Origin of the sequence: Vibrio algicola (genome assembly GCF_009601765.2) — a bacterium.
Taxonomy (GTDB): Bacteria; Pseudomonadota; Gammaproteobacteria; order Enterobacterales; family Vibrionaceae; genus Vibrio; species Vibrio algicola.
This window is the reverse complement of record NZ_CP045700.1, coordinates 335,757-350,951: the sequence shown is the minus strand read 5'-3', so window position 1 is coordinate 350,951 and position 15,195 is coordinate 335,757. Positions and strand designations below refer to the sequence as shown.

The 15,195-nt window shown below is 42.7% G+C and carries 16 protein-coding genes; 8 read left to right on the top strand and 8 right to left on the bottom strand.

The genetic code is table 11. The features are described from left to right. Window positions 1-72 precede the first annotated feature (72 nt). The 3 genes from GFB47_RS13260 to GFB47_RS13250 form a co-directional block, all read right to left on the bottom strand. Window positions 73-360, bottom strand: a complete 288-nt coding sequence (locus tag GFB47_RS13260; RefSeq protein ID WP_153448519.1) for a DUF1294 domain-containing protein — start codon at window positions 358-360, stop codon at window positions 73-75. A 56-nt stretch (window positions 361-416) separates the two neighbouring features. Next, window positions 417-683 (bottom strand): hypothetical protein, encoded by a 267-nt coding sequence (locus tag GFB47_RS13255; protein ID WP_153448518.1) that lies wholly within the window; start codon window positions 681-683, stop codon window positions 417-419. A 67-nt stretch (window positions 684-750) separates the two neighbouring features. Next, a complete protein-coding gene (locus GFB47_RS13250) occupies window positions 751-1,407 on the bottom strand; it encodes a helix-turn-helix transcriptional regulator (protein WP_153448517.1) in 657 nt (218 codons plus the stop codon). A 436-nt stretch (window positions 1,408-1,843) separates the two neighbouring features. Between GFB47_RS13250 and GFB47_RS13245 the strand changes: the two genes are divergently transcribed. Further along, on the top strand, window positions 1,844-3,103 hold the full coding sequence (locus GFB47_RS13245) for an SLC5/6 family protein (RefSeq protein ID WP_178306540.1): 1,260 nt from the start codon (window positions 1,844-1,846) through the stop codon (window positions 3,101-3,103). Window positions 3,104-3,268: 165 nt separating this feature from the next. Here GFB47_RS13245 and GFB47_RS13240 read toward each other — a convergent pair whose 3' ends face one another. Beyond that, window positions 3,269-4,474, bottom strand: coding sequence for a multidrug effflux MFS transporter (locus GFB47_RS13240; protein WP_153448515.1), 1,206 nt, complete (start codon window positions 4,472-4,474; stop codon window positions 3,269-3,271). 117 nt (window positions 4,475-4,591) lie between these two features. On the opposite strand from GFB47_RS13240, the gene GFB47_RS13235 reads away from it, so the two are divergent. Continuing rightward, the gene (locus GFB47_RS13235) at window positions 4,592-5,548 is read left to right on the top strand and encodes a LysR family transcriptional regulator (protein ID WP_153448514.1); all 957 of its coding nucleotides are present in this window, start codon (window positions 4,592-4,594) and stop codon (window positions 5,546-5,548) included. A 350-nt stretch (window positions 5,549-5,898) separates the two neighbouring features. Here the strand turns inward: GFB47_RS13235 and GFB47_RS13230 are convergent, their stop codons facing one another. Continuing rightward, complete coding sequence (locus GFB47_RS13230; RefSeq protein ID WP_153448513.1) at window positions 5,899-6,813, bottom strand: aldo/keto reductase; 915 nt, start codon at window positions 6,811-6,813, stop codon at window positions 5,899-5,901. A gap of 592 nt (window positions 6,814-7,405) precedes the next feature. Further along, window positions 7,406-7,633, bottom strand: coding sequence for a DUF1016 N-terminal domain-containing protein (locus GFB47_RS13225; RefSeq protein WP_153448512.1), 228 nt, complete (start codon window positions 7,631-7,633; stop codon window positions 7,406-7,408). Between the two features lie 245 nt (window positions 7,634-7,878). Here GFB47_RS13225 and GFB47_RS13220 point away from each other — a divergent pair, with 245 nt between their 5' ends. After that, window positions 7,879-8,685, top strand: coding sequence for a Cof-type HAD-IIB family hydrolase (locus GFB47_RS13220; protein ID WP_153448511.1), 807 nt, complete (start codon window positions 7,879-7,881; stop codon window positions 8,683-8,685). Between the two features lie 6 nt (window positions 8,686-8,691). Here the strand turns inward: GFB47_RS13220 and GFB47_RS13215 are convergent, their stop codons facing one another. Then, window positions 8,692-8,907, bottom strand: a complete 216-nt coding sequence (locus GFB47_RS13215) for a DUF3820 family protein (protein WP_027695672.1) — start codon at window positions 8,905-8,907, stop codon at window positions 8,692-8,694. Window positions 8,908-9,071: 164 nt separating this feature from the next. Next, window positions 9,072-9,275 (bottom strand): restriction endonuclease subunit S domain-containing protein, encoded by a 204-nt coding sequence (locus GFB47_RS13210; protein ID WP_153448510.1) that lies wholly within the window; start codon window positions 9,273-9,275, stop codon window positions 9,072-9,074. A 258-nt stretch (window positions 9,276-9,533) separates the two neighbouring features. On the opposite strand from GFB47_RS13210, the gene GFB47_RS13205 reads away from it, so the two are divergent. The 5 genes from GFB47_RS13205 to GFB47_RS13185 are packed head-to-tail and all read left to right on the top strand — an operon-like array spanning window position 9,534 to window position 15,176. After that, a complete protein-coding gene (locus tag GFB47_RS13205; protein WP_153448509.1) occupies window positions 9,534-10,490 on the top strand; it encodes an AAA family ATPase in 957 nt (318 codons plus the stop codon). Then, entirely contained in the window at window positions 10,487-11,470 is a 984-nt protein-coding gene (locus GFB47_RS13200; RefSeq protein ID WP_153448508.1) for a DUF58 domain-containing protein, read from the top strand. Before GFB47_RS13205 ends, GFB47_RS13200 begins: the two co-directional genes overlap by 4 nt. Further along, window positions 11,467-12,240, top strand: coding sequence for a DUF4381 domain-containing protein (locus GFB47_RS13195; protein WP_153448507.1), 774 nt, complete (start codon window positions 11,467-11,469; stop codon window positions 12,238-12,240). The genes GFB47_RS13200 and GFB47_RS13195 overlap by 4 nt, the downstream gene beginning before the upstream one ends. Next, window positions 12,233-13,195, top strand: a complete 963-nt coding sequence (locus GFB47_RS13190; protein WP_153448506.1) for a vWA domain-containing protein — start codon at window positions 12,233-12,235, stop codon at window positions 13,193-13,195. The genes GFB47_RS13195 and GFB47_RS13190 overlap by 8 nt, the downstream gene beginning before the upstream one ends. After that, the gene (locus GFB47_RS13185) at window positions 13,188-15,176 is read left to right on the top strand and encodes a vWA domain-containing protein (RefSeq protein ID WP_153448505.1); all 1,989 of its coding nucleotides are present in this window, start codon (window positions 13,188-13,190) and stop codon (window positions 15,174-15,176) included. Before GFB47_RS13190 ends, GFB47_RS13185 begins: the two co-directional genes overlap by 8 nt. Window positions 15,177-15,195: the final 19 nt, after the last annotated feature.

Below are 15,195 nucleotides of genomic sequence, written 5' to 3'. Positions count from 1 at the left end.
TTAACAGCGAGAGAAAAACCTGAGCTCCTCCAAAATCATCGCATCAACAATAAGGTATCCAAAGGCATCAATCTAGTTAAGATAAAAATTCGGGTTTTGTATCCACAGTGTGCCGATGCAATTTAGGATAACCATCAACCAAAAAATAATTTGAAAACTCAATTTACGGGTTTTATGGCGAAACACTTTCTGTGCAATCAAGGCGCCAGGCCAACCACCAGCAAAGGCCAAAATATGTAAGGTTTTTTCGGGAGTGCGCCATAAATCTTTACGGGCCGCGCGTTTATCTTTCCAGTAAACGATGAAGGTCACAAGGCTCATAATAAAGCAATATAACAGCCCAGTTTGTAACGTGATCATGGGAATTTCTCTGTGATTAATCTTGCCGTTGAATGTACGCTAAATTGCTTTTTTTCTCAATCTGAATCGAGCCGAGACAAACCAGATTGGCTTGGTTTAGCACACACTTTGGCCTGGATCTCGTTCATGATCCTTTTATTATCTGAATATAAATAAACCATCAAATCACAATGAAGTTGACCATTCGACTGGTGTCGATAATAAAGATCGACCACCGCGCCACTGTGCTCAGCTTTTAATTTAGCCACTTGAGTTTTCAGTGCTTCAAATTCTGGGATCGCCATTAAAGCTTCACCTAAATTCTTTTGATACCAACTCGACATGTGACCCTCTTTTATTTAAGGGCTATTTGGCTCAATCCGTTATCGTAGCTGTCTGCTTATACTCAAGCTACTTATGCTCAAGCTCTCTCAAATAAAGATAAACCGTATCGCGTGAAATTTCTAAAACCTCGGCGGCGGTTTGCTTGCTGTCTTGGTATTTGAAAATGCCTAATTCAGATAAACGCGTCACCACTTCACGATTACGCTTTGATGGCGAAACGGTTGGGTTAGACCATATCTCTTGTTTTACTGTATCAATGGTACTGACGATGGTCTCATCAATATTCTGCGCAAAAGTTTCCGGAGATGCGCTATCGGTAAAGCTGACGGTCTGATCGGTTGGCAGTAAGGTTTGAATAAACGCATGCATTGGCACATCCATATCAGAATTGATGCACAACAGACCAATCGCTTCACCGGTTCGATTTCTCACAATCGTAGTAATTGATCGCAGCGTTTTACCTTCGCTGGTTTTACTAAAGTAAGAATCGGAAACATCGCGACCTTCTTTGAGTTTCAAAAAAGCCAAATTGGTGATCGGCGCGCCCGAACTGCGGCTGGTGATATGACCGTTAGCGATTTTCACTACTGACGGGGATTGAGAATCTAAACTGTGCAGCACCACTTCGGTGTGTTGTCCGTACATTTTCGCGATCCCATCCACCACGTTTTCCATCGCATGCAAAATATCATGATCTGCTTGGGTTAATTTTCTGAGTTCCACTGTGCATCCTTAACGTCTTTTCCGCACGTTCAAGCTAAAAGTAAGCTATTGCGTTGATTCTGCCTTAGCTTGATTAGCAACAACAAAGAGAGTGATCACACTTTTCACTAATCTTTATTAAAATAATCAAAAAAATTGGAGTTTATATTTTCATTCCTGACGAACATTTAATCTAAAAATTCAAATTAATCTGAAAATTTTGCAATTGGTAATATTTGGTTACTAGATAGAGGTGATCTACTTCACAAACTATGCTCACTTTATGCTCGAGCTCTCAATTACCACTGAATAAATACGGTTTTTATTGTTTGCTTACATCCTTCTCAAATATATTTGAGAAATACACAATAACGAGATCAACATTATGACTACAAATACAGCAGTAGATTCTCAAACAAAAAGCAGCGTAAAGCAGCCTCGCCACATCAAAGCGGGCATGACTGAAACCGAATGGAAACAAGCCACCAAATTCGACAGTGTTGATATCGGTTGGATCGTAATGAGCATCGGAATGGCAATTGGTGCGGGGATTGTTTTTCTACCCGTCCAAGTAGGTATTATGGGGTTATGGGTATTCTTACTTTCCTCTATAATTGGCTATCCTGCAATGTACTTGTTCCAAAAATTGTTCATTAATACGCTAGCGGAATCCAAAGAATGTACTGATTACCCAGGCGTTATCACCGGTTACCTAGGTAAAAACTGGGGCATGGCATTAGGCGTGCTTTACTTCCTAATGTTGGTTATCTGGGTATTGGTTTACTCATTAGCCGTTACCAATGACAGTGCCTCTTACTTACATTCATTTGGTGTCACGCAAGGTCATTTAAATGAAAACGTATTTTATGGCTTAGGTCTAATTTGTGTTTTAGCTTTCATTGCCAGTAAAGGTGAAAAACTACTCTTTAAATTATCTGGTGTAATGGCAACAACCGTGCTTGTCTTAGTTGCGGTGATGGGTGTATTACTGATGTCTGAATGGGATATGAATAACGTTCCAGCCATGGGTACTTTCTTACCGATGCTGAAAAATGCCATCATTACCCTACCATTTACATTAACTTCCATCCTGTTTATTCAATCATTAAGCCCGATGGTCATTTCATACCGCGCCCATGAGAAAAACATTGAAGTTGCACGTCATAAAGCCACTCGCGCTATGACGATTGCTTTCTTGATTCTCTTCTTTGTTGTCTTCTTCTTTGCAGTATCGTTCACTTTCGCGATTAGCCAAGAACAAGCCAATATTGCGATGGCACAAAATATCTCTGCGCTTGCGATTATTGCTAAGTACTACCCTGGTAGCTGGGTAACGGTTGCAGGTATCGTTATTAATATCTTTGCTGTTGTTACTTCATTCTTTGGTGTTTTCTTAGCCTTCCGTGAAGCTTGTAACGGTATTGCGCTTAACTTCTTAAAGCGTAAATACAAAGAAGAGAACATTAACAAAAACTTGATTGATAAGGGTGTGGTGCTATTCACTATCCTGATCGCTTGGGGTGCTATCGCGTTGAATGCACCAATCCTATCGTTCACTTCAATCTGTAGCCCTATCTTTGGCTTGGTTGGCTGCTTAATTCCAGCTTACCTAGTGCACAAAGTACCGTCATTACACCAATACAAAGGCACGGCAACTAACCTTATTATTGCCACTGGTGTATTGTTATGTATCTCTCCATTCCTTGCTTTCATCTAATTCAATCCATTAGATTCAGCAACTAAAAAAAGAGTGAGCCCGTTAATGGCTCACTCTTTTTTATTGGGTTAAATGATAGCAAGTGTAATCAACAATACTGCAGCTTTAAGTAATACAATGTATACCCAAATTAATTGAAGTTTCAGCTTTAAGTAAGCAGGGTATTTAATCGTGAACAACTTGCTCAACATGCCAGGCATTCATCCGCTTCATCGACATCACCGCCAACAATATAATCGCCCCACCGCCCATCACGGTGATCACCGCAAATGGCGCAGTAAGCGAGGTTTGTTGAATTAAACCGGCTAATAACGATGCCCCACTCATTTGAATAAAGCCTAACATTGCCGCTGCGGTTCCGGCTCGTTCGCCAAAGGCAGAAAGCGCCATACTGGTGGCAGGGCCTAGTAATAACGCGAAACCAATGCACAGCAAGCCCATTGGTAACATAAAGCCAATCGCGGCGGCCATTCCGGCTTGCGGTCCAATTTCTTGCACTAAAAATTGCAATACCGCCGAGACAACCAATAAAGCTAGCGCAAAAATAACCGTTGGACGGTTGCCCAGTTTTTTAATTAACCAAGGCGCGCCAAAACAGGCGGCGATATTAACGATCGCATTAACACCAAATAAACCACTAAAGGCCAATTCCGATACGCCTAATTTACCAATTAGCCATACTGGTGCATACGAAACATAAGTTAAGATCGCCCCCATTCCTGTCATGCAACAAATCGCATAAAACAAGAAATGGCGTTCAGTGAGAACAGGTTTGTAACGCGCCCAACGATACAGCGCACCATCGGTAATGGTATTCGCCGGACGGGTTTCAGGAAACTTCCACAGCACCACCACCAACATGATCAAACCGTACAACATCATAAAAGCAAAAGTGGAACGCCAACCGAAATGCAGCGCTAATACGCCGCCGAGTGTTGGAGCTAATGCTGGGATCACGCAAATAGCGCCATTTAAATAGCTGTAAATTTTTGCGCCATCTTTAACTGAATAACAATCTCGCACCGCACTAAACACCACAATCGAGGTAGAACAGGCGGCTAAACCTTGTAATACACGCGCCAATTGCAATAGTTGAAACTCTTTTGATACCACCGCCAACAAACTGCTTAAAATGTATAAGCACACTCCAAATAGCGCGATCGGACGGCGACCAAAGCGATCTGCCAACGGGCCAATAATAATTTGCCCAACACCCATCGCAAATAAGAATAGAATTAAAGTGGATTGTACTTGGCTGTTCGACACGGCAAAGTCTTGCGCCATCGTCGGTAATGATGGCAAATAGATATCAATCGCCAACGGGCTTAGTAGCACCATCGACATTAAAATGGGTAATAAATTTCGTTTCATACGGCTCTCGAACGATAAATAAAAAAGAAGTGTGATCTGGGTGGGCATTGTAATGGCTAGATGATATGAATAGAAATGATATAATTGCGCCAGTTAATTTCCATTAAGGAATATCAGGTGAATTTAGACAAACTATCCCGCATCGATCTCAATTTATTGGTGATCTTACAAGTTTTGATTGAAGAACAAAGCGTCACCCGCGCCGCGCATCGTTTAAACTTCAGCCAATCGACATTAAGCAAAAGTTTGAATCGCCTGCGGGAAACACTCGATGATCCTTTGTTTCAGCGTACCTCACATGGATTAAGACCAACATCGCACGCCCTCGTGTTAGCCAAATTATTACCCAATACGTTGCAAGATTTATATCAACTGACTTTGCCACCTATTTTTGATCCCGCCACCAGCCAACGTAAATTTACTTTTTCGATGGTCGAAAGCGCTTATGAAACGCTCATTCCTTCGTTTATTGGCTCACTGTTGCAACAAGCGCCGAGCATTAAACTCGATTTCTATTTATGGACCGGACAATCTTTCCACGATCTACAACAAGGGCAAATTGACTTTGGTATTGCAGGGCGAGATCTCCACCCTCAATCAGGATTAGACAGCAATAAATTACCCGAAGGCTTAGTACAACATACTTTATATGAAGATAAACAAGTCTGTTTAGTGCGTAACGACCACCCTATTTTGCAGGAAATAGCACAACAAGATTGGACACTCACTCGCTATTTAACCATGACACATGTGCAAGTTCGCTGTGAGGGAAAGGAATGGTGGGCACTCGATTATCATTTGGCTGATCAAGGTCATCATCGCAATATTAGCGCCACAGTACCCGATTTTTATAGCGCCGCCAGTGTCTGCGCCCATACTGATTTAATTTTCACTCTACCCTCAAGTTTTGCCAGTCACGCTTTAAACCTCTACCCACTCACCCAACTGGTTCTGCCTTTTGAATTTTTGCCAATGGCCTATGTCTTATTATGGCATGAGCGCAATAACCAAGATAAAGGCCACCAATGGATGCGTGAAACCATCTGTCAAAGTGTCGAAAAAGCGATTAATTAATCAAATAAAATTGCTGATTTATAGACAAAAAAGAGCCCATCGCACGGGTCGATATGGCTCTTTTACATAGATATTACTCACTATTTTACAATATTGATCATTACAAAAAGGCGTTTAACCAAAAACTCGCCTAAATGATTGGGGTGAACGAACGTAGCCAACGAAGCTGTAGCTTCAGCATACATCCAGTCAAATGCGCAGGTGACCAGTCAAAGTAATTGGCGTTACAGCAAGGCGGCAAGGGAACGAAGCCCTATGAGCTTTCTTTTATAAACGAAAGCCCACGTCTAGGTGATTAGGGTGAGTGAGCGCAGCCAACAACGCTGCGGCTTCAAATACGCAGGTTGATTTTATGGCACGCCATGGCCTTTCGAGGCACACCAAACTCGGAACCACTGCTCACGGCTTAAATCAATACTTAACGCATCAATCGCCGCTTTCACTCGTTCGATTTTACCTGAACCTATAATTGGCAATGGATTCGACGGCAAACGACGTACCCAAGCGTAAATCACTTGATCGATACTTTTTGCGCCCACTTCTTTGGCGATGGCTTCTAGCTCTTCACGCACGCGTACATGCTTTTCTTCTAAGCCATTAAAAATATCACCACCCGCTAAGCAAGACCATGCCATTGGTTTTACGCGTAATTGCTGTAATAAATCTAACGTTCCATCATCCACAACATCAAAATTAAGCGGATTGATTTCTACTTGATTGGTGACTAATGGCGCATCAAGGCGAGATTGCAGCAATTCAAATTGACGTGGGGTAAAGTTCGATACCCCGAAGTGCTTCACTTTGCCGGCTTGTTTAAGCTGATTAAAGGTATCTGCTACTTCATCGGCGTCCATTAATGCATCAGGACGATGGATCAACAAAACATCCAAATTTTCTACTTGCAGGCGTTTAAGTGAATTATTGACCGACTCTACAATGTGCGAGTGACTGGTGTTGTAATGGTTTATTTTCCAGTCTGGATTCTTATCACCACAAAGTTTGATATCACATTTACTCACGATCTCAATTTGATCGCGCATGCTTTTATCTAATGCTAATCCTTCACCAAACAATTGTTCACACTGGTAATATCCGTAGATATCCGCATGATCAACGGTCGTGATCCCAAGTTCCACGTGTTGCTTTAAAAAGGTTAATCGTTGCTGCGGGGTCATATTCCAATCCCCCAAGCGCCAGTAACCTTGAACTAATTCAGAAAATTCAGGCCCTTGTGGCGCGATTTGTACTTTTTTTATTGTCGTCATATTCCTTTTCAGCTTACCGCTGACTCCTTTGAATATTGAAAATCGATTGCCTTCATCCTAGGCAGTTTTATCATTGGGTTCAACGTTACTTTGGGCTTATGCATCGAAATATAATATTGCATTTAAAAAAACGGGAAGTCTGATCCTCGCGACATTTTTCACCCCGTTATGAATCTTGCTGAAACTAGGGGCTGTTGATCTTTCATGGTTGTTTTTGCTGCGAATTGTTGGGTTTTTATACAAGGAAGAGGCTTTGTGGTGTAGCTGGCTACACGAAAAGCCGATGACGAAGTAGAAAAGACCAACAAACGCAGCCCGAAGGGTTCGGCTAAAAGCCTTTTACTCTTCGTTAAGTCTCATTTACTTAGAATAACTAGGCTTCAATCGACTTGCCTCGATTAAAAGGCTTTTATCTCGAACAAAATTTAATCACGAAAGATCAACAGCCCCTAGTAATTCCCGCTCTGATCCTAACTCGATTTCGCCCGAAAGCAATTTAGGAACCTACAATGTTATGGCCAATATTACTTAGCCACAACAGAGCTTGAGGATCTTGAACTCTCAATAATTGCTTGTTGTGACTCCAACTCAATTAGGCAGACACTGTGTGCCCAATTTGTAATTCAGGGAAAGCTAAATAAAACTGCCTGAAATATTTGATATTTCGCTGAGAAAAACCAGAGCCGAAATCACGGGTAAGCTTTTGTGACAACGTTTTAACTAAATAACTACCATACCGAGCTTTTTCATTGCCATTTTGCTCCTCTTCAACAATCGCTGTTCTGTCTGCTTCATAAGTTTTTCTTACTCTGTAATCCATGCGGTTACTGGCCTAAGGCACCATTAAAAATTGCATTTATCATATCACTCATTAGGCATAAATCGTGGAACTATGCCTTAATTATTCAGTATTTGGTGAATGATGAGCTGAGTGATGGATCTTGCGGAAACTAATTCAAATTTATGGCTAGCCGTTGTATGGTTAACCTTCTCGTGGCCGTTAAAACTTTTCAATACATGTCACTACAACGGCCTATCTCAATTTTTTGCTCTATGGGTATTCAAATGACATCACACTCTATTAAATTTATTGCTACCGATATGGATGGCACCTTGCTCGATCAAGATGGGCAATTAGATGCCGCTTTTTTTGATGTCTTTGCCCAGCTCGATGCAAAAGGTATTATGTTTGCGGCCGCTTCTGGTCGTCAATATTACAGCTTGCTCGAAACCTTTTTACCGCTGCAAGACAAGATGTTTTTTATTGCCGAAAATGGCACTTTAGTGATGCATCAGGGGCAAGAGCTTTATAGTTGCACCATTGATACGCCATCAATTCATAACATCATTAAACAAGTTCGTCAGATAGAAGGGGCTTTTACTGTTCTATGTGGCAAGCAATCGGCCTATATTGAAACTCAAGATCCCAAAGCGTTACAAGAGATCAAAAAATATTATCATCGTTGTCAATACGTTGAAGATTTACTCAGTGTTGAAGATGATTTTATTAAAGTCGCAATTTGTCATTTCGATGGCACACAAGAGAAGGTATACCCAAGCGTAAATAAGCATTTTGGACACAGTCATAAAGTGGTGGTGAGCGCAAAAATTTGGTTGGATATCATGAATATTAGCGCATCTAAAGGCGATGCGATTAAGCATTTACAAAATACCTTAAATTTTAGTTATGAAGAAACCATGAGTTTTGGCGACTACTTTAACGATATCGAAATGCTGCAAGCCAGTTATCACTCTTATGCGGTCGATAACGCGCACCAAGAGGTAAAACAATTTGCTCGTTTTAGCGCACCAAGTCACCGTGATTCTGGTGTGTTAACGGTAATTGGTGAGCTTTTGGCGCAAGATAATTAATTCGCTTTAACGCTTTAATGGCTTAACCAAGCTGTCTAGCCCTTCAACTTTTAGTGCTAAGCACAATTTCAATAAATCGCCGAGTTCGCCTTTAGGGAATTCGGCTTTATTTTGAAACCACAGTAAATATTCTTCTGGCAAGTCGATCAACATGCGCCCTGCGTATTTCCCAAATGGCATCGGCATGCGAGCCAGTTTGATCAGGTTTTCTTTTTCTAACATCTTATTCTCCCGCCAATAATCCCAACGCCATTTAATACTTGGCCCGTTTTTTTGATGATTCATTACCTGCTGGGAATGGCTATAAAAACTAAAACGCCCATTGGCTTAAGCGATCCAACGGGCGTTTACTTGATTCGGCTAGCAAAGATTATTGCTTTTCACCATTAATGAACCGGTGGACCTTTCTTTTCGGCAAATTGCTCGAAATGTTCAGCCAAGGCTTCTGGGGTTAAATTCCCTTCTGCTTCTAATTGCTTTAACTTTGCCACAATCGCTTTTTGTTCTTCAAGGCTTGGTAATGGCGTTTCTGGCGACTCTTCTAGCTCTGCAGCCATGTCTGCCAATTCTTTTTCTATATCATTGCTCATAATGCACTTCCAAAAATAAACTTAGTTCAATTCTAACCATTTTATGCCAACTTAACCACAATCGAATCAGCATCAATTTTGATATTATCACCCGTCGACTGTCATCTTTGCTTAATGATTAAGCACTTAATCGCATTTTTTCAAGATAAACACATCTAACTCGAACTTTTTCTGCTTTTTATAGTCGGAAAGGTTACGTTACTTTTTGTAAATTTTCTTTCATCGCTCAACCTTATCAATAATGGAGATATTTTGACCATGCATTCAGATACTTTTGCTCAACTCCAGCAATATCTAAACTCTCAAGTGATCGGCCAAAATGAATTAGTCAAACAACTGTTGGTTGCGCTATTAGCCGATGGTCACATTTTGGTTGAAGGTCCTCCGGGGCTGGCCAAAACTCGCGCAGTAAAAGTGCTGGCCGATTGTATTGATGGCGATTTTCATCGGGTCCAATTCACGCCCGATCTTCTGCCATCCGATTTAACCGGTACCGATATTTTCCGCCCTGAAACCGGAGAGTTCACCTTTCAACCAGGGCCGATTTTTAATTCATTGATCTTAGCCGATGAAATCAACCGCGCCCCAGCCAAAGTGCAAGCCGCAATGCTAGAAGCGATGGCGGAAAAGCAAATTACCGTCGGGCGTGAATCCTATAAACTACCGGAATTATTCTTGGTGATGGCGACCCAAAACCCGATTGAACAAGAAGGTACTTACCCGCTACCAGAAGCGCAACTTGACCGTTTCTTATTGCATCTTGAAGTGAACTATCCCGATGCCAGCAGCGAGTTAGACATCTTGCGTTTAAATCGTGGTGAAGCACAAGGGCATATTGCCACCCAGCCCGTGACGTTGTCACAACAAACTATCTTCGATGCTCGCCAAGCCGCCATTTCTATCCACATGGCAGACAATGTTGAGCAATATATTATTCGATTAGTGATGGCAACCCGTAAGCCTGAACAATACAACCCCTTATTAAAAGAATGGTTACAAATGGGCGTGAGTCCGCGTGCCACCATTGCTTTAGATCGTTGCGCCCGTGCTCATGCGTGGTTATCGGGTCGTGATTTTGTAAGCCCTGAAGATGTACAAGCCATGGCCTTCCCTGTGCTTCGTCACCGTTTATTATTGAGTTATCAAGCCCAAGCCGAAGGGATAACACCTAATCGTGTGATCGCCGAACTACTAGCACAGGTTGGCAGTGCATGAGTGCGCCAATGTTACCCCCATTTTCGACCGGGGTTCGCTTGAGCTTAAAAGAGCTGCTCAATTATAAAAGTCATACGGTTTATTGGCAGCCTCCAGCAAAAAGCATTTGGTCGCAACTTAACGGTGGGCATGCCAGCCAACACAAAGGCCGTGGTATGAACTTTTCAGAAGTTCGTCAGTATCAAGCCGGTGATGATATTCGCTCGATTGATTGGCGGGTGACGGCGCGTACCGGTAAAGCTCATACCAAGCTGTTTACCGAAGAGCGTGAGCAACCGGTGATGCTGTATATCGATTTAAGCCGCACCATGCGTTTTGGCTCTCAGTTACTATTCAAATCGGTACAATGCGCCCATTTAGCCAGTTTATTAAGTTGGCTTACGGTTGAAAACAAAGACCGTATTGGGGCATTAATTGATACCGGCGATCGTTTAATTGAACTTAAACCCACCGCCCGTCAGCAAGGGGCGTTGCATATTAGTCATCAATTAGTTGAGCTAAATAATCAATTAATCGAACGCGATACCGCCCGTTTAACCACTAAGTCAACGGATGACATTACTCTGCCTTTTCAACGGGTATTACAAACCATGCATCGTATGTGCCCTAAAGGCAGTGATATAATCTTCATTAGTGATTTTCAACGCCTTAGTGAGCAAGATAAACCATTATTGAATCAATTAACTCAGCACAATCGTCTGCGGTTTGTGCATATTTTTGATCCTTTAGAAATGGGCGACACTCCGTTTAGAGGCAGCGAATATGTCACCGATGGCCAACAAACCCAGTGGTTAAACTTCGGTCTTAAACGCACTCGTCAGCAGCTTGAAAATCGTTATACCGAACACTTCAACCTTATTGAGAACATGTGCAAAAAAATGGCCATACCGATGCAATCATTATCGAGCGCTGACAGCTTGTTGTCTCAACTTGGCGCCACTCGCCTTCAAACTGAATCTTCGCAAGGAAATCACTCGTGAACAACCCTACTCTTCTTGCAGCCTCTGGCGCGCAACCTACCGCTTCTGCACATGCTGCAGCGGCGACCAGCAGTTCACCGCCATTGCCTTTAGCCGGATTACATCTTCCCGAAGCACCCGGAATATGGCCGCTCGCTTGGGGATGGTGGGCACTCTTCGCCATTATTATCTTAGTGATTATTATTGCTTTCTTTACATGGCGTAAATATAAGAAAAATCGACGTGCTAAAAGAGCGGCATTACGATTATTAACCAACATGTGTCAACGTGAGGCCAATCCCAATAAAAAAGTGGCCTTGGCTAACGATCTGTTACGCCAAGCCTGTTTAGCGTATTACCCGCGCGGAATGCTGGCCAGTTTACATGGCAATGCATGGTATAAATTTTTAGACCAACAAGCAGCCGAGACATCAACGTCCTCTTCATTTAGTGCCAATCAAACCGAATGGCAACAAGCGCTGTATCAAAAGCAACCGATCAGTGATGCCTTAGCGACTGGTTTAATTCAACAAGTTGAACAATGGGTTGAAGGCACGCTGCCGCCAAGTAAAAAACAACTTAAAGCGGCGAACTTAGTATTCAAGCCGACCGCAGAAACCGAAACAATGGACTCGACGGTATCAAAAGCACGCGTAGTTAAAACAACAACAGTAGCTAAAACAGAAAAATTAAGCGCCAATCAAGATGCCAATGCCGACCAACAAGACGCCGATTTTGAACCACTAGAATCCGCCACACTAAAACGTAAGGAGCCAAAGGACGATGTTTGAGTTCCATTGGTGGTGGATGGTATTCGCTCTGCCATTGCCTTTAATCATTTATTATTTTGCACCTGCGCATCAACAACGCACCGCCATTACTTTGCCAACGTTACCCGAACAAGGCGCGGTGCCCAAAGCGCAGCATATTAGTCTTAAAATATTGGCGTTATTGATCTGGCTATTATTAGTCACCGCCGCCGCCCGCCCTGTGTGGTATGGCAAGCCAATTGAATTTCAACCTAAACATCGCGATATGATGCTGGTGGTGGATTTATCCGGTTCAATGGCACAAGAAGATATGAATTCCAATAATGGTTATATCGATCGTCTCTCTGCGGTGAAACAAGTCCTTAATCATTTTATTAGTGAACGAAAAGGTGATCGCCTTGGTTTAGTACTGTTTGCCGATCATGCCTATTTACAAACCCCGTTAACACTCGATAGACAAACGGTTCAACAACAATTGAACCGCGCACAGCTCAATATGATTGGTACCCAAACCGCGATTGGCGAAGGCATTGGTATTGCGACTAAAACCTTTATTAAAAGCGAAGCGAAACAACGTGTGATGGTGCTGCTCAGTGATGGCGGCAATACCGCTGGCGTGATTGAGCCTTTAGAAGCGGCAAAAATTGCCAAAGATAATAATGCGATTATTTATACCGTCGGCATTGGCGCAGGTGAAATTCAAACCAATGGTTTCTTTGGTACTCGAACCGTCAATACCTCCCAAGATCTGGATGAAAAGACCTTAACCGAGATCGCTAAAATGACTGGTGGGCAATATTTCCGCGCCAAAGATAAAGATCAACTCGATAAGATCTACCAAACCATTAATCAATTACAACCCGTCACCAATGCCACTCAAACTTGGCGACCACAAAGTGAATGGTTTTCTTATCCATTAGCACTGGCTCTAATTTTGTCTTTTGTTTTGGCTATTTTAAGGAGACGACATGGCTGATTTTCAGTTTCTACATCCCTATTGGTTATTCGCTGCGATCCCTGCTTTGATGTTAAGTGTGTGGTTATTTCGCCACGCCAACACCACCAGCTTAATTGCCAGTCATTTAAGCCAACAACTGGGCTTAGATAAAAAGCAATCGCATCGAACATTGGCAAGCGCGATCCTCAGTGCTTGGCTTATTGCGGTATTAGCGTTAGCAGGCCCCAGCTTTCAAAAGCAAGAAGTGCCTAGCTTTAGTGTCAATAATGCGCGCGTGATCGTCATGGATATGACCTTGTCGATGTACGCCACCGATATAGCGCCAAACCGCTTGACCCAAGCACGTTATAAAATGTTGGATTTATTACCGACCCTAAATGAAGGTACCACGGGGTTAGTCGCCTACTCTGGTGATGGCTATATGATCAGCCCGTTAACCTCCGACAGTAAAACACTGGCCAATTTAATTCCTAATCTATCGCCCGATATTATGCCAACTCAAGGCAGTAACGCCGCGGCAGGTGTAAAAAAAGCCATCGATATGTTGACTCAAGCCGGTCACATGCAAGGTGATATTGTGTTGGTATCGGATGATGTTAGCCGCAATGAAAGCCAAGATATTGCCAAGCTATTAAAAGGCACCGAATGGCGACTCTCGGTCATGTCAGTTGGTACTCAGCAAGGCGCACCAATTAAACTGCCCAATGGCGATATGTTCACCAGTCACGGCACCACTGTGGTAGCGAAAACCAATATCAATGGCCTGCAAAGCTTAGCTAAAGTCGGCAATGGTATTTACACCCCACTGCGCACTGATGATGCCGACGTACAAGCGATCGCCAAAACCTTGCATCATGTGCAATTAAAATCGGCACAAGCGAATAAAGGATCCCCCGAATTGGAAGTGCACACCAATAACGGTTTTTGGTTACTGCCAATTTTATTACTACTGGCATTAGGCGGGTTTCGTCGCGGTGGTATCTTCAGTATCGCGCTCTTAATGACGCTGCCAATGTTGAGCCCTCGCCCTGCTTTTGCCGCAGACTATTCATTGCCAACATCCAAAGCTCCGGTCACTCAAGCCGCTCAAACTGGCCTAATTGATTCGATATTCAAAACGCCTGATCAACAAGGTTTTGATGCTTACCAACATAAAGCTTATGCCCAAGCGGCCAATCGATTTGAAAATAAAGCATGGCAAAGCGCGGCTCAATATCAAGCCGGTAATTACCAAGCCGCGATTGATAATCTGCAAGGTAGCAGCGACGAAGATTCGCGCTACAACCTCGCCAATGCGCAAGCCCAAGCCGGAAAATTAGCAGACGCGAAAAAAGGTTACGAGGCTATTTTAGCCCAAAACCCGAACAATCATGATGCTAAGACCAATCTCGATATCGTCAATAAAGCGCTCGAACAACAAAAGCAACAGCAAAAAAAACAGCAGAATCAAAAAGATAACAAACAAGATCAAAAATCCAAAGACAACAAAGACAACAAAGACAACAAAGACCAAAATAAACAGCAAGATAACAAAAAACAAGACCACTCAAAACAGAAGCAATCTAAATCTGAACAAGAGAAGTCTAAATCTGAGCAAGAGAAATCTAAGCAAGATCAAAGTAAATCTGAGCAAAAACAACACAAGGATAATCAGCAGAAGCAGTCCGAGCAAAATAAACAACAGCAACAGCAACAACAGCAAAATCAAGATAAACAACAAAAGGCTCAGCAGGATAAATCCAAGCAGCAACACGCTAAACAGGAACAGCAAGCTAAGCAGCAAGATTCTAAGCAACAGCAAGGCAAACAAAGTAAGCCACAAGCATTAACTCAAGCCGATCCTAACAACAAGGAAAAGCCGAGTAACACCGTAGCAGTGGATCCGCAACTCAATAAACTGCAACAAATTCCTGATGATGCAAAACGCTTATTGCAAGCGCAAATGGCATTAGAAGCTCAACAAAACCCAGCGCCTCAATCTACTGGTCAACAATGGTAATGCAACAGAAGGTAATGCA